Raw genomic sequence first — 16,319 nt, forward strand, 5'->3', positions numbered from 1 at the left:
GCCGAATCAGGGAGCGATATTGCCGCACAAAATTCATGTGGCGAGTTTCAACAGCACATCGCAATATACAATAAACGTATCACTGGGGCAAAAAAAATGGCGCGCCCTTTGACAGCTTGCGGCGCGCCGTGATTTTTCGGCACTGCCAATCCACAAAAACGACCTTACCCCGCCGCACCCACCTCCTGTTTCTGTCCTGGTGGCTCCATGCGCCGCTTCAATTCCTGATTTTCCTTTTCGAGGTCTTCCATTCGTCTCGACATCGCATCGCTCATTTCTTCGAGATGAGCGACGCGCCTTTCCATTTCCGCCAAAGTGCGGTCGTTCCTGACGGCCTGATGGAAGGCGTTGATATTGCTGGCTAAAGCTGTCCGGTAGATCGTGTCGGACTCCAGAATTTCGACAGTTTTGGTTATCATGTCCGACATTTTAAAGTCTTCAACAGGGGAACAGTCGGCAGACTCCTGCTTCCCTTCCGTCGATATCGGGGATTCCTCACCCCGGCGCATCGGGCCATTTCCAAAGAAAAGCCAATCAGCCGAAACCTGATAAAAACTCGAAACATGTTCGATCCAGCCTGAAGGTATCTGCTTCCGTTTGCGAGCTGCCGTTATGGATTGCGGCTTGATCTTGAGCGCCCTTGCGAGGTCAGAATCCTTCGAACAGCCACACGCCTCGAAGATTCTTTGCAAGCGTGCGTCGAAGTTCCGACCTTGCTCAGGCAGGTCGGAACCATGCTCGGAACCATTGAAAGCACTACTCCCTTCGTTAATATTCATATATATCGCCATGTTAAACGTTACAAAGGATTTTTAAATCAAAATTTGTTCGGAACTCAAATTTTAGCTTGCATACACAAAAATTCTCGCTTAAAAATTGGTCGTCAACTGTCACAAAGTTGACCGTTTCACCTTATTTCTAGTCGGGAAATCAGGGGCTGGCAATGGCAAAAAATGTGCGCAAAATGGACACCGGCCTAGTGCAACTCTCGTTGCCCTTGTCCAGCCTGCCTACGGCGGGACTCCCGGCCGGGAGTCTGCGCCGCCAGGAGGCTGTCCATGAGGCGTTTCGCGCCGTCCTCGCAACATCCGGCCTGACGCCGGAATACGTGGCCTCCGAGCTTTCCCGCCTGACCGGCAATTCCATCAGCGTCCACCACATCAACAACTGGACCGCCGAATCCAAGATCGGCGAGCGGCACATCCCGCTCGACTATCTCCCGGCATTGACGGCCATCCTGCGGGACAGCCGACTTATTCAAGCGGTCATGCCGACGGGTTGGACGGCGCTTACGCCCGAGGACGCGGCGGTTTTCGAGCTGGGCAAGGTTGTGGTCGAAGAGCGCCGCCGTGGCCGCAAGAAACGTGAACTGTGGGAGCGGATCAATGGTTCAGGGGCGTAGGGTCAAGGCCTGGATGGTCCGTCGGGGGTTGCGCGTGACGGATGTGGCGCAGGGGGCCGGCGTGGACAAATCCTACGTGAGCCATTTTCTGGCGGGTCGAAGGCGTGGACGTGTTGTTCGCGAATACCTGATCCGGATCGGATGTCCGGCGACCTTCCTGGGCGAGGATGTCCGGAAAGTTGCTTAAGCACCATCAACTGGGAAAGGGCAATGCAGGAAACGTACACGGCACGGGAGATCGCGGAGGCGTTAGGCCTTGGTGAAAGGGCGATCCGCAAGCGCGCCAATAAGGAACGTTGGTCCGTGCAATTGGCAGGGCATGGAAAGTCCTGGCGTACCATCGCGTATGTTGCTGCCTCCCTCCCCGCAGACGTCCGCGCGGCCATCATCGCCCACGAGGCCCAGAACCTTCCGGCATCTCCCGACCCGTCTGAACCGGCCCTGAGCGAGGCGCAACGCGCCAAGGCCCTGGCCAAGGCGGACCTTGTGCGGCTGTACGTCGAGGCCCTGACCAGGGCCCCGCACGGAAACAAGACCGCCGCCCGCGATGGATTCATGACCGCCTACCACGCCGGGGCTTGGCCACGGCTGCTGGCCTTGCTCGGGCGCACCTCCTGGAAGAGCATCGAACGTTGGAAGCTGACCAGCTCGGCAACCGGTTCCGCCCTGCGGCTGGCGGATACGCGCGGCGGACAACGGGTGGCGTCGAAGCTGACGGAGCGGCATTGTCAGCTTTTGCTCAATCTGGCGCGGCATCCCAACAAGCCGTGCATCTCCGAGGTGTGCCGGATGGCCCGCGAGGCCTTTAAGGCCGCCGGGCTCCCTGATTGCCACGATGTGACCATGCGCCGGTTCCTGGAACGCTGGTCCCGACAGAACTACGGGGAATGGATCTTTGCCCGCGAGGGCAAGAAGGCCTGGAACGACAAGTGCTGCCCGTACATCGAGCGCGACTATTCCAAGATCGCGGTGGGCGACATCCTGGTGGCCGACGGCCACGCCCTGAATTTCGAGATACTTGACCCCGAGACCGGCCAGGGGCGTCGAATGGAACTGGTCCTCTGGTACGACATGGCCAGTTCCTATCCCTGCGGTTGGGAAATTCTGCCCACGGAAAACGTGCGGTCCATTGCCGCCGCCTTTCGCCGGGCTTGCATGCGGCTCGGGAGCTTCCCCAAGGTCGCCTATCTGGACAACGGAAAGGCCTTCAAGGCGCGCTTTTTCACGGGCATCGACCTTTCCCAGACCGGCCTTTCGGGGGTGTTCACCGAGCTTGGCGTGGAACCGCTCTTCGCATGGCCCTACCACGGCCAATCCAAAACCATCGAGAGATTTTTCGAAACCTTCGGCGAGCTGGAACGGTGGGTTCCGTCCTATGTCGGGACCGGGATCGACAGCAAACCGCCTCGGCTCATGCGGGGCGAGAAGCTGCACCGCAAGGTGTATGACGCCTCGGGCGGACGCCCCCTGACTCTCGAAGAGGCCCATACGGCCATCGCCATCTGGTTCGACGCCTACGCCGAACGGCCCCAGCGCGGACATCTGAAGGGCCAAGCGCCTCGCGACGTTTTCGAGGCCGGACGCGGATCGGGATTGACGGACGCGGACATGCAAAAGCTGCGCATGTGCATGCTGTCCAAGAGCGTCCGCAGCATCGACCGCAACGGCGTCAGCCTGCACGGGAAGCACTACTACCATCCGCTTTTGCATCATCTGCGGCACAAGGTGCTGGTCAGATACGACGACCAGGGCCGGGATTCCATCCTGATTTACGACGAGGCCGGAAAGCAGTTCATCTGCGAGGCGACGCCGCGCAAAAGCGTGCATCCGGCGGCCCGAATCCTTGGAAATGCCGAGGATCAGGCCATCCTGGCCGAGGAAATCGGCCTGAAGAAAGCCCTGGAGCATCAGGTTACGGCCAACGCACGCGCATTCTTGAAAGAGGTGGTCCTGCCGGAGACGCAATCGCGGATGCGGCTGATCGAGGCCAAAAAGACCGTCCCTGCGGCCGTGCCTGCGCCGAAGGCCCCAGACGTGGTGCGCATCGAAGAAGGCAAGTCGGCGGCTCGGGCCAAGCTGGCCGAGGCCCCGGCTTATGTGCCCCCGGCGCAAATTCCCGCCATCACCACGGAGCTTGATCGCTACGAATACCTTTTCAATCTGGCTGTCCGGGACGGCGTGGCCTTGCGCGAGGCCGACGCCGACTGGATGGCCCGCTACGAGCAGACCGGGGAGTACGCTGCCTGCGCACGCGGCAGATACGAGCAATTGCGGCAGGTGTACGCGCGCCGCCGCGCCATAGCCAACGGGGGGGTGTCATGAAGTCGGTATTTATCGAGACCAAAAACGTGGCCGCGTTTCGTCGCGCGGTGCTGTCCGTCGAGGACACCGAGCGCGGCCAGCCCGGATTCGTGCTGGCCTGGGGCCAGGCCGGAAGGGGCAAGACCTTCGCGGCCCGGAACAGCCATGCCGAGCGCGGCGGGGTCTACCTGTCGGCCTGGGAGGCCATGAGCCATGCGGCGTTTCTGTCCCGGCTGCACTTCGAGGCCACGGGAGCCAAGGGGCCCCATGCCGCCCACGCCTGCAAGGTGCGGATCATCGAAGTTCTGGAGAAGCGGCGGATGCAAGGCGTGGCCACCACCATCTACATGGACGAGGCGGACAGGCTGCCGTTCGGCCTGATCGAACACCTGCGGGACATCCACGAGGCCACGGGCGCAGCGGTCATCCTGATCGGCGAGGAGGAACTCCTCGGCCTTCTGTCGCAACGCCGCCGCATCTGGTCACGGGTCACGCAAGAGGTTTCGTTCGTCGCGGCGGACGATGGGGACATCGCCAGCTTCGCCATGGAGGCGGCGGGGCTGGATCTGACGCCCCAGGCCACGGCCATGATCCGCACCACGTCCGACGGTGACATGCGTCTGGTGCGCAACATGGTGCAGCTCCTGGAACAGGCGGCCAGGGCGCGGGAGACGGGTCTGGTCGACGATGCAATGGTCGCGGCGATCCAGAAGACGAAGTCCTGGAGGCGGTCATGAAAAACACCCCGGAGGCGGATCGTGTGCGTCTTGTCATTCAAGGGTTGTCGGTCGGCGGCAAGCAACCCGTGCCCTACCCTCTCATCTACGAGGCCTTGGCCTGCGCTGACGAACCCGCCAAGGCACGGGTGCGTCGGCTAATAAACGAAATGGTCAAACGGCGAGAACTGATTCGGGTCGAGGATGGCGTCATCCGGTTCAATCCCGACACTGATGAGAAACGCCAGGGAGAGTTCTATCACCGCATTTGGCGGGCAATCAGATCGGCGAAACCCGGATTTTCCTACCACGACTTGGCCAGCGTCGCATGCGTGTCCTACGACCATGTACGCAAGTACAGCCAATGGCTGGCCGATGCGGGCTATCTGGAGCGCCACGGCATGCGCTCCCAGGCGTACCTCTTCCGGGCCACGGAGGCCGCAAAGAACCGCGTGGATACACCCTGGCCGCCTCGAAAAATCCGTGATCCGTTCGAGGCTGAAAAGCGGTCCTCGCTTGAGATCGTACGGCTGTTTTTGACCCATGACCTCTACCAGCCAGCCATCAAGAAAAAGATCGTCGCCAATTGCCGGGTCATCCTGGCCCGCTTTGAGAAGGAGGACGACGCCGATGAATCCGAAGCAGTTGATTGAGGAGGCCCTGGCCGAACTCGGGCAGGTGCCGGGTATGGGCGGGGATGTGACCGCGATCCGCGAGGCCGCGTCCCGGGCCCGGAACAGCCTGCGCCGGGCGCATGCCATCCTGGCCCCGGCCCGACCCGGGAAATTGCTGGATATGCGCCAACGCAAGGAGGTGCGGGGATGAGCGACAACAGCGAAACCGTCAAGGCCAGGCTCCTGGCGGAATTGACGCGTCACATCGGACGCCCCCGGGCCATCGGCATGGGCGAGTTGCACGAGAAGGTGCTCGGGCGGCCTGCGGGCAATCGGATCAACGGCACCCGGCGGCTGCGCAAGTTGATCACGGAATTGCGGGAGGATGGCGTGGCCATCTGCTCCACGGCGGAGACGGACGGAGGCGGGTACTACCTGGCCTCGCCAGGCGGCAGCGAATTCGAGCGCTACTGCGCGGGACTTCGGGCCGCCGGGCTGCGCAAGCTGGCCCTGGAGGCCAGGATTCGCCGCCGGACGCTGCCGGGCATCCTCAGCGAAATTCAACTGGAACTGCGGCCGTGACCAGGATGGCCGGGGATTGGCCGCCGTCACCCCGGCAATGCGACGTGGTGTGTACGCCGTGGAACGGCAGGCGATGCACCTGGCCGGACGTGCGCTGGCTGTCAGGCAAGAATTGCGCCTGCTACTGGGACGGCATCCGAGATGAATTTGCAAGGGCCTATCAGACGTTGCGCAGGGAGAAATGATGGAAAAACAGGCGATACTGGACCAGGGCGAAGAGCTGCTTGGCAGGCTGGCCAGGGCCGAGACGGAACGGGACGCCGTGGCGATGGAATACGCCAGGGCGCAGGAGAGCCTGAAGGCAGTGTATGCCGGAAAACTACAGCCGCTTGTCGAGAAGGTCAAAGCCCTGGGCAAGAACATCCCCCGGTTTGCCAAGAAACACCACACCACACTTTTCAAGGAGTCCGATCTGGTGACGCTGCCCTCGGGGGAGCTGCGTTACGCGGAATCGAAGGCGGTGGTCCACGGCCGGTCGGTCACAGTCGAGGTGCTGCGGGAGCTTGGCTACCTGGACGGCATCCATGTTGAAGAGTCTGTGGATTGGGATGTCCTGGACGGCTGGTCGGATGAAAAGCTCCTGGCGGCCGGGACCAATCGTAAGGACGTCAAGGCATACACCTGGGAACTGAAACGGGAGGAACAGTCATGACCAAGCTGGAGTTGATCATGCGAGTCAAGGCGCGCCTGGCGGCGGACCAAAAGACCAAACACGTTCACGAGGCGTCGGTCATCGGCTTTGTGCTGGACGCCCTGGGCGCGGAAGGCCGGTCGATCCTGTCGGCGGGCGGCGAGATGCCCCTGCCCGGTTTGGGCAGCATCAAGACCAAGGAGCGCGCGGCCAGAAAAGGACGCAATCCTCGAACCGGCGAACCCGTGGCGGTTCCGGCCAAGCGGACGGTGAAGCTTGAGCCGGGCAAGGCCCTGCGGGAAGCGTTGAACTAAAGGGGGTTTGACGTGGAAGACATCGACTTTGCGGCCGTGGCCATGCTGATCGAAAACCATTGGGACGAATTCGTCGAGCACAGCGGCGATGAGGAGTCCGCCCAGAAATCCCTGGACGCGGTGAAACGTGCCGGAGGGTTGGCCTAACGCGAAACCGCCCTGCGGGGCGGTCGTCGGACGGTGGCGCGTCCGGCCTGATGAGCAGCCGAGGGGGATGAAATATGGCCGAGTATGTGCCGGTGCCAATTGAGGCAGCAAAGCGGATAGCCGAGGACTATGACAAGGAACAGGTCATTATCATCGCGTATGACGACAAGCATCAACTCAAGCACTGCACAACGTATGGAAAAACCTTGCGTGATGCTGCTCTTGCCGCCGCTGTCGGTGCCCACTTGAAAGCATGGCTCGGGTTTCCGGAGGAGTACTGCAAGGTGCTTCCGGCGCGAGTACTCAAAGCCATTGAAGCATTCGAAGCAAATGAAGAGAAATAATGCGAAACCGCCCTGCGGGGCGGTCGTCGGGACGTGGCGGTCCCGGCCTGATGAGCAGCCGAGGAGAGACACATGGCCGTCGCATATTGCTTCACCAACGGAGTGGTTCGCATCAACGAGACGTGCCCGGACGGTGCGCTCCCAATAGCTAGTGGCGATGCGTGTCAACTCCAGCGTGCCGTCCGTGATCTTGCGGTGCATGCATGGGATGGCGTGATTATGCTCGTTCCAAACCTTGCCTTGGCACAGGATGATAGTGCGAAAGTGGCCGCTGTGCTGGATTTCTCACGGCGCGTCGAACAAAGCCTGCGCCGGGAGCAGTAGGAGGAGGTGTCGAATGGGCGGGTTCTCATGCACATGCGAGGAACGAAAGAAACCATTGAATGAACGTGCGTGGTTTGTTTTTAAGAGAAGATACCATTGCTCTGCATTCTCTGGATACCATGCAACGCGAAGCGATTACAGCAGTGTGAGTTGTAGGAGATGTGGTCGTGTCTGGAGAACAAAAGCAAAGTACGTCTTCGATTTACCAGACGGAAGGCTTTAGCGAAACCGCCCTGCGGGGCGGTCGTCGGACGGTGGCGCGTCCGGCCTGATGAGCAGCCAGAGGAATCACCATGCGCATCTACATCGCCGCATCCTGGAAACATCAGCACGCCGTCGAGATGCTGGCCGAAAGGCTTACAGACGATGGCCACGACGTCGTGTCCTTTATCGCCGAGGCCCGGCGAACTGAGGGGAACAATGTCGTCGCGGCGCTCGACAGAGAAGACTGGATCATGTCGCCCGATGGCGAGCGGCGCTTTCGCTATGATCTGGACGGGGCCTGCCGCTCCGACGTGGTCATCTACCTGGGACCGTCGGGCACCGACGCCTGGGCCGAGGTCGGCGCGGCGTATGCCTGCGGCGTGCCGATCCTGGGGCTGTGGGCCAAGGGCGAAAGCGCCGGGCTCATGCGCCGCATGGTGTCACGTTGGTTCACGGACTATCGCACGTTGCTGGCCAGCCTCGCTGATCGCGAGCATGCGGAGTTGTAGCCATGGAATGGCGCACCATCCCGGGATTCCCGGATCATGAAGTAAGCGACTCCGGTATCCTCCGCCGAGTAGGCGGGTACATCATGACCAAACACGGCAGAAAGTACCGGTTGTACAATAATGGCCACCACGTCCAGGAAGCATACTACCCATACGAGTTGGTCGAAATGGCCTTCGGCGCCCGCGAGAACGAGGCGGCTGCTGCGCCCGTGGAGGCCCAGCCTCCGGCAGCGACAGGGGGCGAGACCGAGCCCCAGCCGTGGAGCCCAGAGCTAAGAAGCGGCCCGGTCTCGATCCCCGTCCCTGCCGCGCCGGATGACGACAGGGACGTCGAGCTTGAGCGCGAAAACCGGGAACTGCGGGCGTTGGTGGCGGAACTTGAAGCGGAACTGTCGGTCTACAGGGTGGCGATCTGAAATGCCTGCCTACGTCACGTCCAAGCGACACAAGGGCCGCATCGTGCTGATGGTCAAGTATTCGCGCGGTGGCGGCGTCGGCCGCAGGATATGCGCCGACGGCAGCCTGAGCGACCAGGAAGTGTGCCTGGTTCCGGGTGACATCATTGCGGTGAGGCCACTTTTGCCGGGGTGCGGGCAGCACGAGGAGGAAGACCGTGGATAAGCCGACGCCCAAGGAAGGCTGGGGACAAATCCTGAACTCCCGCAAGGCGCATTATTTCCGGGGCGGACTGTCGCTGTGCGGGAAGTGGATGGCTGCCCCCCACGGCCTCGATGACAACGACGGTCATCCTGACAACTGCGCCGCGTGCCGACGGCTGCGGACCAAGGAGAAAAGCCATGTCTGAGCAGGCGCTACGTAAGGAAGCTCCGGTCGCACGGGCGAATTTTGTGAGCTGCGCGGCCATCTACAACATGCAGACGTGCATCCTCTTCGGCACGCTGCTCCCGGCCGCCGGACTCTCCTATGAGCAGGACAAGGAAGCGGTCCTGGATCTTTTCGAGCGGATCACGCGCCGCCGCGCCTCCTGGTCAAAGCTCTCCCTGGGCGAACGCAACCTTTCGCTCGACGCCCTGGCCGCCAAGCTGCCCGAGCATGTGGCCGTGGAGGTGCCTCTTTTGCCCAAGCGGCTGCACGCCTGGCGCAAGGGCGATCCGGCAAACGGCTACGAGCGCCTGGACATCCCGGCCGGGCCGTTGGCCCGGCAAAAGCGCTACGTCGTCACCTTGTGGTGCCTGCTCGGCTACGAGCCCAAACGTCTCGACGCCCGGGTGTCCAAACAATTCGGCGTGGAAAAATTCGTGTGGCTGTCCGACCCGGCCGCCCTGGCCACCCTGGCCAAGGACTTGTGGTCCCGCTGCAAGCGGGCAGGCATCGACCCGGAGCCAGCGTGACCCGTGCCGCCACTTCCCGAAGACGAACGGCGCGCCCTGCGGGCGGCCATCCTGGAGCGGCACAAAACCGTCTACGCCTTCTGCAAGGCCTGCCGGGTCACCAAAAGCGTTGTCGTGCAGCTATTGCGCGGCACCTATCCCGGCGACACGGCCCGGCAGACGGCGCGCGTCAAAGCGGCCCTGGAGGCTGGCCCGGCCGGGGCGGGTGGCCCGGCCGTGACGCGGGCGCAACTTGTCGAGGCTCTGGGGCGCGAGGCCTGCGCCAAATGCCGGGCCGTGGACCGACGGCGTTGCCGGTTCTGCCGGGTGCTGTGGGAACGGCAGGCCGATGCCGTGCTCGGGCTTTGGGGTTGCCCGAACCATGAGTGAAAAACGCCGGAAATCACATGCCGTTTTGCTCAAGATTCAGGGCAAGTCCTCGCGGGTCGAGCTGTTTCCGGCCGAGGAATGGACCGGGACCGAGGCGGGGTTGTGGCGGGTGCGCATCGACGGCCGGTGGCATGTCCCGGCCGGGGGCGGGCACCATGAGTTTTTGAACCCGGAGGGGGTGGCCGCCTTGTTGGCCGGGCTGCTTTTCGGGGATGCGCCTGCGCAGGCCGGACCCGGAAAGGCCTGGGAAGCGGCCGGACGCGGGATCAGGCGGGTACGCGCGCCGCTTCGCTACGAGGGCGACGTGGTCACGGCCACGCAGATCGCCGCCGTCCTGGCGCCGCCGATCCAGGCCATAGACGGCCGGTTCTGGCTGCCGGTCATGGGCTACGACGGGCGTGGCTACGCGCTTTTGGAGGATTGCGAGGTGTTGTGACCGGCCACGCGGCCGAGGGGGGTGCTATGAGTGCGATTGAGGATGTGACACGGCTGTTGGCCACGGGATACGTGCCGTACCACGGCGTGGTGGATGGGTCGGTGTACGAGCGCCTGAAGTGCCTGCGGCCCAAGCGGGCCAAATGGTTCACGCGCGAGGCGAAAAAAATTTGCCTGGGTTGCTCCCGGGGCTGCGTGGTGGCCGACGCGATGGGGTTTGAATTGACATTGCCCGTTTCCGGCCGGGCCAAGCGGTTGTGCTTCGCGGAACTGCCTGCGGTGAGCGCCCGGGAGCTTCTGGACAAGAAGTTGTTTTTGACCGTGCCGGAAGCCGAATTCGTCCTGAACGTGAGCACCCGTAGCGTCTATAACCTGCTGGAAGAGGGGCGGTTGACGCGGCATCCCGACCCGCCCACGCGGATCACGTCGGCCAGCGTGCGGCAGGAGGCTGAAAGGCGGGAGGGCGACAACGCAACAGGGACTTACTGAAACATTGAGGATTCGTAATAGTCGGTTCGGTATACTATAAATTCACCATCACTACGAACGCCAACTTCAACTCTGATATCGAAGTCGATTGGCTTGTTCCCGAGTAATGTAAAAAGGTCACGCCCCGAAATTGTAACCCGATGAATGGTAGATGTTTCACCTGGTTTTAGCTTGTCAACAGAAATATAGTGGTCACACAAAATGGTATTATGTTGAACTGACGTCATTTTGCAGATTACGACAACTCTATCAAGAGGGACAGCTCCTGTATTTTTCACAGAGAAAGAGTACTCTGGGGATTTTGGCTTGTATTCGTTGAACCTGTTAAGCCAAATCCCTTTCGCCACCGGGACGATGGCAATGTCTAGTGGTTTTTTGGGGATAACGACAGGTGGCACAGCATCAATATGACGTTTTGGTTGTGCTTTTTCAGGTTGTGCGACAGGAATCGGAACGGGAATCACTGGAGTGGATGGAGCGACAGGCGGCTTCTGCACGACGTAAAAAGAGGTATTTTTAATGATCGCCAATGCAATGATCAGAAGCACAAGCCCTGCTGCCGCCAGTAGAATCTTCCGGTTGGCGGTTTTTGGTTGCGTGAAGCCGCTGCCGCAGACGGGACAGGCGAATTTCCCTTGAGCCAACTGTCTTTTCAGGTCGTCAAGCCGAAAGGAGACGCCGCAGTTCGGACATCGTATTTCGTCGCCTTGGGAGGAGGGTGTATCGTGTGGTTCACTCATGGCTGCATGCTCGGTCAGGTTTGTAAATAATGCCAACTCTGTGCACAGGTTAAGAGACGGAAAGATATTCGTCAACACATTGGGACTGGAAAGCTTGACTTTCGCCGCCCAGCATCATAACCGGAAAGTCCCAACCCTATGAGGCGTCCTGCCGCCTCTGCTCCGGTTCCCATCCGGCGCGAAAGAGCGGGCTTTTTGTTTTGGTCGCCTTAGCGGCCCCATTTTTGGGGCGGCACGAATCGGCGGCATGACGTCCGGGTGTCCGCGAGGCCCCGGCAGCTCATAGGGCTGGGGAGCGTCATGTCGCCTTTTTTATTTCTAAATCCCAACCCTATGGAGGCGCATCATGTCCCAACCCCAAACCCCTTCCGTCCCGGTGACCGTGGAATTCCTGCCCGGAGAGCGCCCAGCCGTCCGATCCGTGGAACTGGCCCAGCATTTCGGGCTGAAACACAAGAACGTGCTGCGGGACATCGACGATTTGACCCGTAAGCTACCGGAATCATTTTGTCGGCTCAACTTTGAGCCCACAGAGGCCGAGGTCGTTGTTCCCGCGTCCGGCGGGATGAGGAAGGACCGCGCCTACCTCCTCACCCGCGACGCCTTCACGCTCCTGGTCATGGGCTGGTCCAGCCAGCGGGCCATGGAATGGAAGCTCAAGTACATCAACGCCTTCAACGCCTTGGAGCGCGCGGCGCTGGAAAACGCCCGCACCGAGGCCCTGGCCGAGGGGGCGCGGGCGGCCTTGGCCGTGACCCCGGAACGGGCGGCCATGTTGCGAAAGGTGGTCCGCTACAAGGGCCTGGGGCTTTCCAGCGTGGAGATCGGCAAGCTGGTGGAGCGGTCGGACAGCGCCGTGCGCCGGGACATCGGCGCGGCCCGCAGGATGGGTCTGGTTCAGGAGCCGCCCCGCCGGGGCGCAGCGCGCCAGTCCGAGAGAGGGCGTTAGCCATGCGCGTGACATTAAGCGTCCTGGCCACCCCGGACGATGCGCCCGGCGAGATCGTGGAGCGGGTCGGCTCCCTGGCCGCGTTTCTGCGCGAGGCCACCATGGGGCTTTCCATGGACCAGGGGCTGGTGTTCTCGCCCCGGGGCGTGCAGGGGCTGTCGCTCTTGGCCTCGCTTATCGAGGAGGCCACGGCCCAGGCCGCCCACAACCTGAAGCGGCAGCGCCTTCGCGGCCTGCCCAAGCCGGAAGGGCCAAAAATCGGCCGACGTTCCGTGAGTTAAACCGCCCGCCAGACCGGCCCGCCTCCGCAAAAGGCGGGCCGGTTTTGCCTGAAACTCCGCGCACGCCCACGCACCCCCCGCTCACTGCCTCGCCCCCGCCCGTACTACTTGTGCGGCCATGCCGTGCGCCCCCACTGGCTAGCGTCCCTGCCTCGGGCGGCCGTGAAACATGCCCCACGGCCGCCCCGGTGGGGACATCCCGGGGCAACCGCAACCGTGCGAGGCCGCCATGAAGAAACTCCCGTTGATCTTTTCCGCCTGCCTCCTGGCCGTTATCCTGACCCTTTCATCCTGCGCCGTTCTGCCCACGTCCTCCGACCCCGCCTCCGGCGGCCTGAGCGCCGAACAGGCCCAGGCCGGACTGGAATGGCTCGATGCCTCCCTGGCCAGGCTTTCGGCCGACGTGGCCGTGGCCAAGGCCATTGCGCCGGAAAAGGCCGACGCCATTGACGCGGCCGTGGGCGGCTATCTGGCCGAACTGCGCATGGGACTGGCCACCATCCGCGAGCAGCTCGCGGCCGGACGAACCGGCGCGGCCGACACCGTGTGGCAGACCATGCGGCCACTTGTGGGCCAGGCCGCCCTGCGGCTCCTCACGTACGGCGTCGGCGCGGTGGCCGGGAGCTAGGCCCATGCAGCGCGGACACATGGGGGGACTCCGCAAAATTGCGGCGTCGGAAGTCGGCCAAGCCATGCGGAACATGCATCTGTCGTTTGCATTGGTCAGTCTGGCGCTCTCGACGGTGTACCTCTGTCGCCAGGACATGGTGGACGCCTGTTTCTGGGCCGTCAATTTTTACGGCAACGCCATCCTGGCCAAGCGGTAGGAGGGAATATGTCCATCACCTTTGAAGAACTTGTGGCGATGTTGAACCAGGCTTTGGAGGCTCGGCGGCCGCTCCCTGTCGTTACCCCGGCGGAACTCCCCGCGCCGTCTGCCCCGAACCAGGACGAACTGATCGTGACGATGGCCGCCAGCTACCAGCTCCCTGAGGACATCGTGCGGGCCATGGTGCTGCACGAGTCGGTCGGGGGCATCACGCATGCCATCCGGTTTGAGCCAACATTTTATGACAAATACATCAAGGGCAGGGAGATGAACTACTGCCCGGAGCATTGCTCTCATGAAACCGAGCGCATCGGCCGGGCCACCTCGTGGGGGCTCATGCAGGTCATGGGCGAGACGGCCCGCTGCAACGGATTTCGTGGCTGGTTTCCGGAGCTTTGCACCCCCGTTGTCGGCCTGGAATGGGGCTGCCGCTATCTGCGGCGGTTGGCGGACAAACACCTGGCCGAGGGCGGCTGGCCCACGGTCATGCGGGCCTATAACGGCGGCCCGGGCAACAAGGACAATCTCGCCAGCCCGTACCCGGACAAGATCCTGGCCCTGATCCCGGGCAACGTCTGGCCGGAATAGGAGAAGCGCCATGCCTGAACAGCCCCAAAACCAAATCCCGCCGACGGCCGTGCCGCCGCAGGTGGCGGCGGCCCTGAGCGCCCTGGTCCAGGCCCTGGCCCCGGCCACGTCCGGCCCTACCGGGCTCGCGGAACAGCCTCCGGCCGACCAGCCCACGCCCGAGCAGACAACCCGGGCCCAGGCCGCCGAACCGGCCCAGCCGCCCGCCCTCGCATGGCGGCATCGCCCCATCCCGTGCCCGAGGCCGGACCCGGTCTGGAATCCCGGGGAGACGTGCTGACCGCGATCCTGGCCAGAACCACGTCCGGACGGCTGCGGTCCCGCAAGCTGTGGACCATGGTGGGCGCCGTGACCACGCTTGTGGTGGACAACCTGGCGGGACTCAATCTGTCGCCTCTGACCCAGGGCCTGATCGCCGGAGTGGCGGCCGTGTACATCATCGCCCAGGCCCTGACGGACAGCGGGCAGGTGTGGGTCAAGGATGAGTAAGCAGCCGCCGTATCCCGAAACGCTCGGGGACATCACCTACGCCGCCCTGCGGCCGACGCTTGACGTGTTCGTGGTCACCTGGATCGGTGACTCGCCGTTGTCCCGGGCCATCCGGCATTTCGCCCCGGGCGGGTCGCATACCAGCATCGGGCTGCGTTTGTACGGCAGCCTGTTCCTGGCCGAGGCCATGATCGACGGCTTCGTCCTGTCCCGGGCCTCACGGCGCTTCCATGCCTACGACGGCGAGATCCTTATCCACCCCCTGGACCTGACGCCGGATCAGGCCGAGGCGGCAAAACAGTTGGCTCTGAATCTCATAAGCGCCCGCCTTGGATATGGATTCCGGACGCTTTTGGCCCTGGCTTGGCGCACGGTGCGCATGACCATGCGGCGGCCGGTCTGCTCCCAGGCGGGAACCTACATCCTGGTCGAGGCGGGGGTGATCCCGCCCCAGTTCACGGTGCTCTCGCCCGGAGGCCTGCGCTTTCTGCTGCCCCGGCCCTGGCGGCTGGCCCCATATTCCAAGGAGGGAGACCGGTAATGGATCAGGCCACGATTGCAGTGATCATCAAGGCCTTGGCCAGCGTGGACGCCACGGTGGTCTTGTATCTGGTTCTGGGGTTCGGCCTGACGCCGTTCGGGCTGGTGTGCCTGGTCATCTGCTTCTGGTGGCTCAACGAGCGCAAGCGCACCGAGAACGAGCGTAAGCGCCAGGAGGCCCTGTCGCAGTACCGCGAGGACATGCACAAGGTGCTCAAGGCCTATGGCGACGACCTCAAGGCCGTGGCGGCCTTCTACCGAGACAACGTGAAGCTGGTCGAGAGCTACGAGAAGATCGCGGATTCCTTGCAGGATACCGTGGTGCTCAACACCCAGGTCATGCAGAAACTCACGGACGCGGTCTGCACCAACCAGTTCTGCCCGGCCACCCGTCTGGCCAAGGGCGATTCCCCCCTGAAAGGTCCGTTGTAGCCGGAGGCAAACGTGTCTGAAATGCTGAAATTCAAGGGCCGTCGTCGGGAGCTGGAGCTTGCGGCCGAGGCGCAGCGTCTGCGGGTGCGCGGCCTGGTGCGGTCCCTGCGTGACGCCCTGGACCCCACCGTCTCGCCGGAGCACCTGCCCGGGGAACTGATCGCCTCCCAGGCCGTGGATCTGGCCGCCGCCCACGGCGAATTGCGGGGCCAGTTGGCCCAGATCGCCGAGATCGACCGCATCCTCGGAGGTTGATCCGTGGGCCGCGAACATCCCATGGAGGTCGTCGGCCGGGCCGAAGAACTGTACTGCGTGGACGGCCTGACCTTTGACGACACGGCCGTCCGGGCGGGCGTGGCCGTGTCCACGGTCAAACGCTGGGCCGAGCGGTACGGCTGGCAGGCCAAGCGCGAGGAGATACGCCAGGCCCTGTCCGCCATTCGCACGGACACCATCCGGCTTCGCGCCAAGCTCATCAACAACTGCTGGGCTCCCTCCAAGCCATGGACGCCTTTGCCGTGGCCAAGATGGAAGAGGTGGCGCTCAAGGCCATGGAGCTGGCGGACAAGCGCGCCGAGTCCACGCCGCCCGCCAGTCCCCCCTTGCGCGAGATCACGAGCGAAGCCGACGCCGTGGCCGCCCTGGAAGAGGCGGTCGGGATACGGCTTTCCGCCTCCTGGCCAGCCCGGACAAGGTGACGCTGACGGCGCTGAAGGAAATCAAGACGTGCTCGATCTG

33 protein-coding genes and 3 other RNA genes are annotated in these 16,319 nt (G+C 63.0%); 34 read left to right on the forward strand and 2 right to left on the reverse strand.

From position 1 onward, the window contains the following. Window positions 1-164: 164 nt before the first annotated feature. Window positions 165-779, reverse strand: coding sequence for a helix-turn-helix domain-containing protein (locus GD606_RS03940; protein ID WP_163300634.1), 615 nt, complete (start codon window positions 777-779; stop codon window positions 165-167). 164 nt (window positions 780-943) lie between these two features. On the opposite strand from GD606_RS03940, the gene GD606_RS03945 reads away from it, so the two are divergent. The 23 genes from GD606_RS03945 to GD606_RS04045 all read left to right on the forward strand — a co-directional run bounded on the left by GD606_RS03945 (window position 944) and on the right by GD606_RS04045 (window position 10,733). Beyond that, the gene (locus GD606_RS03945; protein ID WP_218108824.1) at window positions 944-1,402 is read left to right on the forward strand and encodes a hypothetical protein; all 459 of its coding nucleotides are present in this window, start codon (window positions 944-946) and stop codon (window positions 1,400-1,402) included. Between the two features lie 13 nt (window positions 1,403-1,415). After that, window positions 1,416-1,589: a helix-turn-helix domain-containing protein gene (locus GD606_RS20890; RefSeq protein ID WP_368356353.1), complete on the forward strand. Its 174-nt coding sequence runs from the start codon at window positions 1,416-1,418 to the stop codon at window positions 1,587-1,589. Window positions 1,590-1,705: 116 nt separating this feature from the next. Then, complete coding sequence (locus GD606_RS03950; protein ID WP_246298957.1) at window positions 1,706-3,724, forward strand: Mu transposase C-terminal domain-containing protein; 2,019 nt, start codon at window positions 1,706-1,708, stop codon at window positions 3,722-3,724. Continuing rightward, window positions 3,721-4,440 (forward strand): AAA family ATPase, encoded by a 720-nt coding sequence (locus GD606_RS03955; RefSeq protein ID WP_163300637.1) that lies wholly within the window; start codon window positions 3,721-3,723, stop codon window positions 4,438-4,440. The genes GD606_RS03950 and GD606_RS03955 overlap by 4 nt, the downstream gene beginning before the upstream one ends. Then, window positions 4,437-5,072 carry a hypothetical protein gene (locus GD606_RS03960; protein WP_163300638.1) on the forward strand — a complete coding sequence of 212 codons (636 nt, stop codon included), beginning with the start codon at window positions 4,437-4,439 and terminating at the stop codon, window positions 5,070-5,072. The genes GD606_RS03955 and GD606_RS03960 overlap by 4 nt, the downstream gene beginning before the upstream one ends. Next, the gene (locus GD606_RS03965) at window positions 5,050-5,244 is read left to right on the forward strand and encodes a hypothetical protein (protein WP_163300639.1); all 195 of its coding nucleotides are present in this window, start codon (window positions 5,050-5,052) and stop codon (window positions 5,242-5,244) included. Before GD606_RS03960 ends, GD606_RS03965 begins: the two co-directional genes overlap by 23 nt. Continuing rightward, window positions 5,241-5,615, forward strand: coding sequence for a hypothetical protein (locus GD606_RS03970; RefSeq protein ID WP_163300640.1), 375 nt, complete (start codon window positions 5,241-5,243; stop codon window positions 5,613-5,615). Before GD606_RS03965 ends, GD606_RS03970 begins: the two co-directional genes overlap by 4 nt. A gap of 181 nt (window positions 5,616-5,796) precedes the next feature. Further along, entirely contained in the window at window positions 5,797-6,267 is a 471-nt protein-coding gene (locus GD606_RS03975; protein WP_163300641.1) for a host-nuclease inhibitor Gam family protein, read from the forward strand. Further along, the gene (locus GD606_RS03980; RefSeq protein ID WP_163300642.1) at window positions 6,264-6,560 is read left to right on the forward strand and encodes an HU family DNA-binding protein; all 297 of its coding nucleotides are present in this window, start codon (window positions 6,264-6,266) and stop codon (window positions 6,558-6,560) included. The genes GD606_RS03975 and GD606_RS03980 overlap by 4 nt, the downstream gene beginning before the upstream one ends. A 12-nt stretch (window positions 6,561-6,572) precedes the next feature. After that, window positions 6,573-6,707, forward strand: coding sequence for a hypothetical protein (locus GD606_RS20720; protein WP_281362039.1), 135 nt, complete (start codon window positions 6,573-6,575; stop codon window positions 6,705-6,707). After that, window positions 6,707-6,771: hammerhead ribozyme type II (locus GD606_RS03985), an RNA gene on the forward strand. Before GD606_RS20720 ends, GD606_RS03985 begins: the two co-directional genes overlap by 1 nt. Before the next feature lie 10 nt (window positions 6,772-6,781). Next, complete coding sequence (locus tag GD606_RS03990) at window positions 6,782-7,051, forward strand: hypothetical protein (protein WP_163301357.1); 270 nt, start codon at window positions 6,782-6,784, stop codon at window positions 7,049-7,051. Beyond that, window positions 7,051-7,115, forward strand: an RNA gene (locus tag GD606_RS03995) — hammerhead ribozyme type II. Before GD606_RS03990 ends, GD606_RS03995 begins: the two co-directional genes overlap by 1 nt. 8 nt (window positions 7,116-7,123) lie before the next feature. Then, a complete protein-coding gene (locus GD606_RS04000) occupies window positions 7,124-7,375 on the forward strand; it encodes a host nuclease inhibitor protein (RefSeq protein ID WP_163301358.1) in 252 nt (83 codons plus the stop codon). A gap of 220 nt (window positions 7,376-7,595) precedes the next feature. Then, window positions 7,596-7,660, forward strand: an RNA gene (locus GD606_RS04005) — hammerhead ribozyme type II. Window positions 7,661-7,668: 8 nt separating this feature from the next. Next, a complete protein-coding gene (locus GD606_RS04010) occupies window positions 7,669-8,088 on the forward strand; it encodes a hypothetical protein (protein WP_163301359.1) in 420 nt (139 codons plus the stop codon). A 2-nt stretch (window positions 8,089-8,090) separates the two neighbouring features. Continuing rightward, window positions 8,091-8,504 carry a hypothetical protein gene (locus GD606_RS04015; protein WP_163301360.1) on the forward strand — a complete coding sequence of 138 codons (414 nt, stop codon included), beginning with the start codon at window positions 8,091-8,093 and terminating at the stop codon, window positions 8,502-8,504. Window position 8,505: 1 nt separating this feature from the next. Further along, complete coding sequence (locus tag GD606_RS04020; RefSeq protein ID WP_163301361.1) at window positions 8,506-8,709, forward strand: hypothetical protein; 204 nt, start codon at window positions 8,506-8,508, stop codon at window positions 8,707-8,709. Next, window positions 8,702-8,893, forward strand: a complete 192-nt coding sequence (locus tag GD606_RS04025) for a hypothetical protein (protein WP_163301362.1) — start codon at window positions 8,702-8,704, stop codon at window positions 8,891-8,893. The genes GD606_RS04020 and GD606_RS04025 overlap by 8 nt, the downstream gene beginning before the upstream one ends. Next, window positions 8,886-9,440: a phage protein GemA/Gp16 family protein gene (locus GD606_RS04030; RefSeq protein ID WP_163301363.1), complete on the forward strand. Its 555-nt coding sequence runs from the start codon at window positions 8,886-8,888 to the stop codon at window positions 9,438-9,440. The genes GD606_RS04025 and GD606_RS04030 overlap by 8 nt, the downstream gene beginning before the upstream one ends. A gap of 3 nt (window positions 9,441-9,443) precedes the next feature. Next, window positions 9,444-9,809 carry a hypothetical protein gene (locus tag GD606_RS04035; RefSeq protein ID WP_163301364.1) on the forward strand — a complete coding sequence of 122 codons (366 nt, stop codon included), beginning with the start codon at window positions 9,444-9,446 and terminating at the stop codon, window positions 9,807-9,809. Next, entirely contained in the window at window positions 9,802-10,245 is a 444-nt protein-coding gene (locus tag GD606_RS04040; RefSeq protein WP_163301365.1) for a hypothetical protein, read from the forward strand. The genes GD606_RS04035 and GD606_RS04040 overlap by 8 nt, the downstream gene beginning before the upstream one ends. A 26-nt stretch (window positions 10,246-10,271) precedes the next feature. Continuing rightward, window positions 10,272-10,733, forward strand: a complete 462-nt coding sequence (locus GD606_RS04045) for a hypothetical protein (RefSeq protein ID WP_163301366.1) — start codon at window positions 10,272-10,274, stop codon at window positions 10,731-10,733. On the opposite strand, the gene GD606_RS04050 is transcribed toward GD606_RS04045, so the two are convergent. After that, on the reverse strand, window positions 10,727-11,473 hold the full coding sequence (locus tag GD606_RS04050) for a zinc ribbon domain-containing protein (protein ID WP_163301367.1): 747 nt from the start codon (window positions 11,471-11,473) through the stop codon (window positions 10,727-10,729). The two genes, GD606_RS04045 and GD606_RS04050, sit on opposite strands and share 7 nt — an antisense overlap. Before the next feature lie 346 nt (window positions 11,474-11,819). On the opposite strand from GD606_RS04050, the gene GD606_RS04055 reads away from it, so the two are divergent. The 11 genes from GD606_RS04055 to GD606_RS04105 all read left to right on the forward strand — a co-directional run bounded on the left by GD606_RS04055 (window position 11,820) and on the right by GD606_RS04105 (window position 16,279). After that, complete coding sequence (locus tag GD606_RS04055) at window positions 11,820-12,422, forward strand: Rha family transcriptional regulator (RefSeq protein WP_163301368.1); 603 nt, start codon at window positions 11,820-11,822, stop codon at window positions 12,420-12,422. A gap of 2 nt (window positions 12,423-12,424) precedes the next feature. After that, the gene (locus tag GD606_RS04060) at window positions 12,425-12,703 is read left to right on the forward strand and encodes a hypothetical protein (protein WP_163301369.1); all 279 of its coding nucleotides are present in this window, start codon (window positions 12,425-12,427) and stop codon (window positions 12,701-12,703) included. Between the two features lie 229 nt (window positions 12,704-12,932). Beyond that, window positions 12,933-13,331, forward strand: a complete 399-nt coding sequence (locus tag GD606_RS04065; RefSeq protein WP_163301370.1) for a hypothetical protein — start codon at window positions 12,933-12,935, stop codon at window positions 13,329-13,331. A 4-nt stretch (window positions 13,332-13,335) separates the two neighbouring features. Next, window positions 13,336-13,530 (forward strand): hypothetical protein, encoded by a 195-nt coding sequence (locus GD606_RS04070; protein ID WP_163301371.1) that lies wholly within the window; start codon window positions 13,336-13,338, stop codon window positions 13,528-13,530. Window positions 13,531-13,538: 8 nt separating this feature from the next. After that, window positions 13,539-14,120 carry a transglycosylase SLT domain-containing protein gene (locus GD606_RS04075; protein ID WP_163301372.1) on the forward strand — a complete coding sequence of 194 codons (582 nt, stop codon included), beginning with the start codon at window positions 13,539-13,541 and terminating at the stop codon, window positions 14,118-14,120. 10 nt (window positions 14,121-14,130) lie between these two features. Continuing rightward, complete coding sequence (locus GD606_RS04080) at window positions 14,131-14,400, forward strand: hypothetical protein (protein WP_176629196.1); 270 nt, start codon at window positions 14,131-14,133, stop codon at window positions 14,398-14,400. Beyond that, window positions 14,394-14,609, forward strand: coding sequence for a hypothetical protein (locus GD606_RS04085; protein WP_176629197.1), 216 nt, complete (start codon window positions 14,394-14,396; stop codon window positions 14,607-14,609). Before GD606_RS04080 ends, GD606_RS04085 begins: the two co-directional genes overlap by 7 nt. Beyond that, window positions 14,602-15,150 (forward strand): hypothetical protein, encoded by a 549-nt coding sequence (locus tag GD606_RS04090; protein ID WP_163301374.1) that lies wholly within the window; start codon window positions 14,602-14,604, stop codon window positions 15,148-15,150. The genes GD606_RS04085 and GD606_RS04090 overlap by 8 nt, the downstream gene beginning before the upstream one ends. After that, window positions 15,150-15,581, forward strand: a complete 432-nt coding sequence (locus tag GD606_RS04095; protein WP_163301375.1) for a hypothetical protein — start codon at window positions 15,150-15,152, stop codon at window positions 15,579-15,581. The genes GD606_RS04090 and GD606_RS04095 overlap by 1 nt, the downstream gene beginning before the upstream one ends. A 12-nt stretch (window positions 15,582-15,593) precedes the next feature. Further along, the gene (locus tag GD606_RS04100; RefSeq protein WP_163301376.1) at window positions 15,594-15,836 is read left to right on the forward strand and encodes a hypothetical protein; all 243 of its coding nucleotides are present in this window, start codon (window positions 15,594-15,596) and stop codon (window positions 15,834-15,836) included. A 263-nt stretch (window positions 15,837-16,099) separates the two neighbouring features. Next, window positions 16,100-16,279 carry a hypothetical protein gene (locus GD606_RS04105; RefSeq protein WP_176629198.1) on the forward strand — a complete coding sequence of 60 codons (180 nt, stop codon included), beginning with the start codon at window positions 16,100-16,102 and terminating at the stop codon, window positions 16,277-16,279. Window positions 16,280-16,319 lie beyond the last annotated feature (40 nt).

The sequence above is a fragment of the Desulfolutivibrio sulfodismutans DSM 3696 genome (genome assembly GCF_013376455.1).
GTDB classification, from domain to species: domain Bacteria; phylum Desulfobacterota; class Desulfovibrionia; order Desulfovibrionales; family Desulfovibrionaceae; genus Desulfolutivibrio; species Desulfolutivibrio sulfodismutans.

Bases quoted from the DNA above. Each gene is read 5' to 3' on its own strand.
- GD606_RS03940 (WP_163300634.1), bottom strand. From the start codon at position 779: ATGAATATTAACGAAGGGAGTAGTGCTTTCAATGGTTCCGAGCATGGT.
- GD606_RS03945 (WP_218108824.1), top strand. From the start codon at position 944: ATGGCAAAAAATGTGCGCAAAATGGACACCGGCCTAGTGCAACTCTCG.
- GD606_RS20890 (WP_368356353.1), top strand. From the start codon at position 1,416: ATGGTCCGTCGGGGGTTGCGCGTGACGGATGTGGCGCAGGGGGCCGGC.
- GD606_RS03955 (WP_163300637.1), top strand. From the start codon at position 3,721: ATGAAGTCGGTATTTATCGAGACCAAAAACGTGGCCGCGTTTCGTCGC.
- GD606_RS03960 (WP_163300638.1), top strand. From the start codon at position 4,437: ATGAAAAACACCCCGGAGGCGGATCGTGTGCGTCTTGTCATTCAAGGG.
- GD606_RS03965 (WP_163300639.1), top strand. From the start codon at position 5,050: ATGAATCCGAAGCAGTTGATTGAGGAGGCCCTGGCCGAACTCGGGCAG.
- GD606_RS03970 (WP_163300640.1), top strand. From the start codon at position 5,241: ATGAGCGACAACAGCGAAACCGTCAAGGCCAGGCTCCTGGCGGAATTG.
- GD606_RS03975 (WP_163300641.1), top strand. From the start codon at position 5,797: ATGATGGAAAAACAGGCGATACTGGACCAGGGCGAAGAGCTGCTTGGC.
- GD606_RS03980 (WP_163300642.1), top strand. From the start codon at position 6,264: ATGACCAAGCTGGAGTTGATCATGCGAGTCAAGGCGCGCCTGGCGGCG.
- GD606_RS03990 (WP_163301357.1), top strand. From the start codon at position 6,782: ATGGCCGAGTATGTGCCGGTGCCAATTGAGGCAGCAAAGCGGATAGCC.
- GD606_RS04000 (WP_163301358.1), top strand. From the start codon at position 7,124: ATGGCCGTCGCATATTGCTTCACCAACGGAGTGGTTCGCATCAACGAG.
- GD606_RS04010 (WP_163301359.1), top strand. From the start codon at position 7,669: ATGCGCATCTACATCGCCGCATCCTGGAAACATCAGCACGCCGTCGAG.
- GD606_RS04015 (WP_163301360.1), top strand. From the start codon at position 8,091: ATGGAATGGCGCACCATCCCGGGATTCCCGGATCATGAAGTAAGCGAC.
- GD606_RS04020 (WP_163301361.1), top strand. From the start codon at position 8,506: ATGCCTGCCTACGTCACGTCCAAGCGACACAAGGGCCGCATCGTGCTG.
- GD606_RS04030 (WP_163301363.1), top strand. From the start codon at position 8,886: ATGTCTGAGCAGGCGCTACGTAAGGAAGCTCCGGTCGCACGGGCGAAT.
- GD606_RS04040 (WP_163301365.1), top strand. From the start codon at position 9,802: ATGAGTGAAAAACGCCGGAAATCACATGCCGTTTTGCTCAAGATTCAG.
- GD606_RS04045 (WP_163301366.1), top strand. From the start codon at position 10,272: ATGAGTGCGATTGAGGATGTGACACGGCTGTTGGCCACGGGATACGTG.
- GD606_RS04050 (WP_163301367.1), bottom strand. From the start codon at position 11,473: ATGAGTGAACCACACGATACACCCTCCTCCCAAGGCGACGAAATACGA.
- GD606_RS04055 (WP_163301368.1), top strand. From the start codon at position 11,820: ATGTCCCAACCCCAAACCCCTTCCGTCCCGGTGACCGTGGAATTCCTG.
- GD606_RS04060 (WP_163301369.1), top strand. From the start codon at position 12,425: ATGCGCGTGACATTAAGCGTCCTGGCCACCCCGGACGATGCGCCCGGC.
- GD606_RS04065 (WP_163301370.1), top strand. From the start codon at position 12,933: ATGAAGAAACTCCCGTTGATCTTTTCCGCCTGCCTCCTGGCCGTTATC.
- GD606_RS04070 (WP_163301371.1), top strand. From the start codon at position 13,336: ATGCAGCGCGGACACATGGGGGGACTCCGCAAAATTGCGGCGTCGGAA.
- GD606_RS04075 (WP_163301372.1), top strand. From the start codon at position 13,539: ATGTCCATCACCTTTGAAGAACTTGTGGCGATGTTGAACCAGGCTTTG.
- GD606_RS04080 (WP_176629196.1), top strand. From the start codon at position 14,131: ATGCCTGAACAGCCCCAAAACCAAATCCCGCCGACGGCCGTGCCGCCG.
- GD606_RS04090 (WP_163301374.1), top strand. From the start codon at position 14,602: ATGAGTAAGCAGCCGCCGTATCCCGAAACGCTCGGGGACATCACCTAC.
- GD606_RS04095 (WP_163301375.1), top strand. From the start codon at position 15,150: ATGGATCAGGCCACGATTGCAGTGATCATCAAGGCCTTGGCCAGCGTG.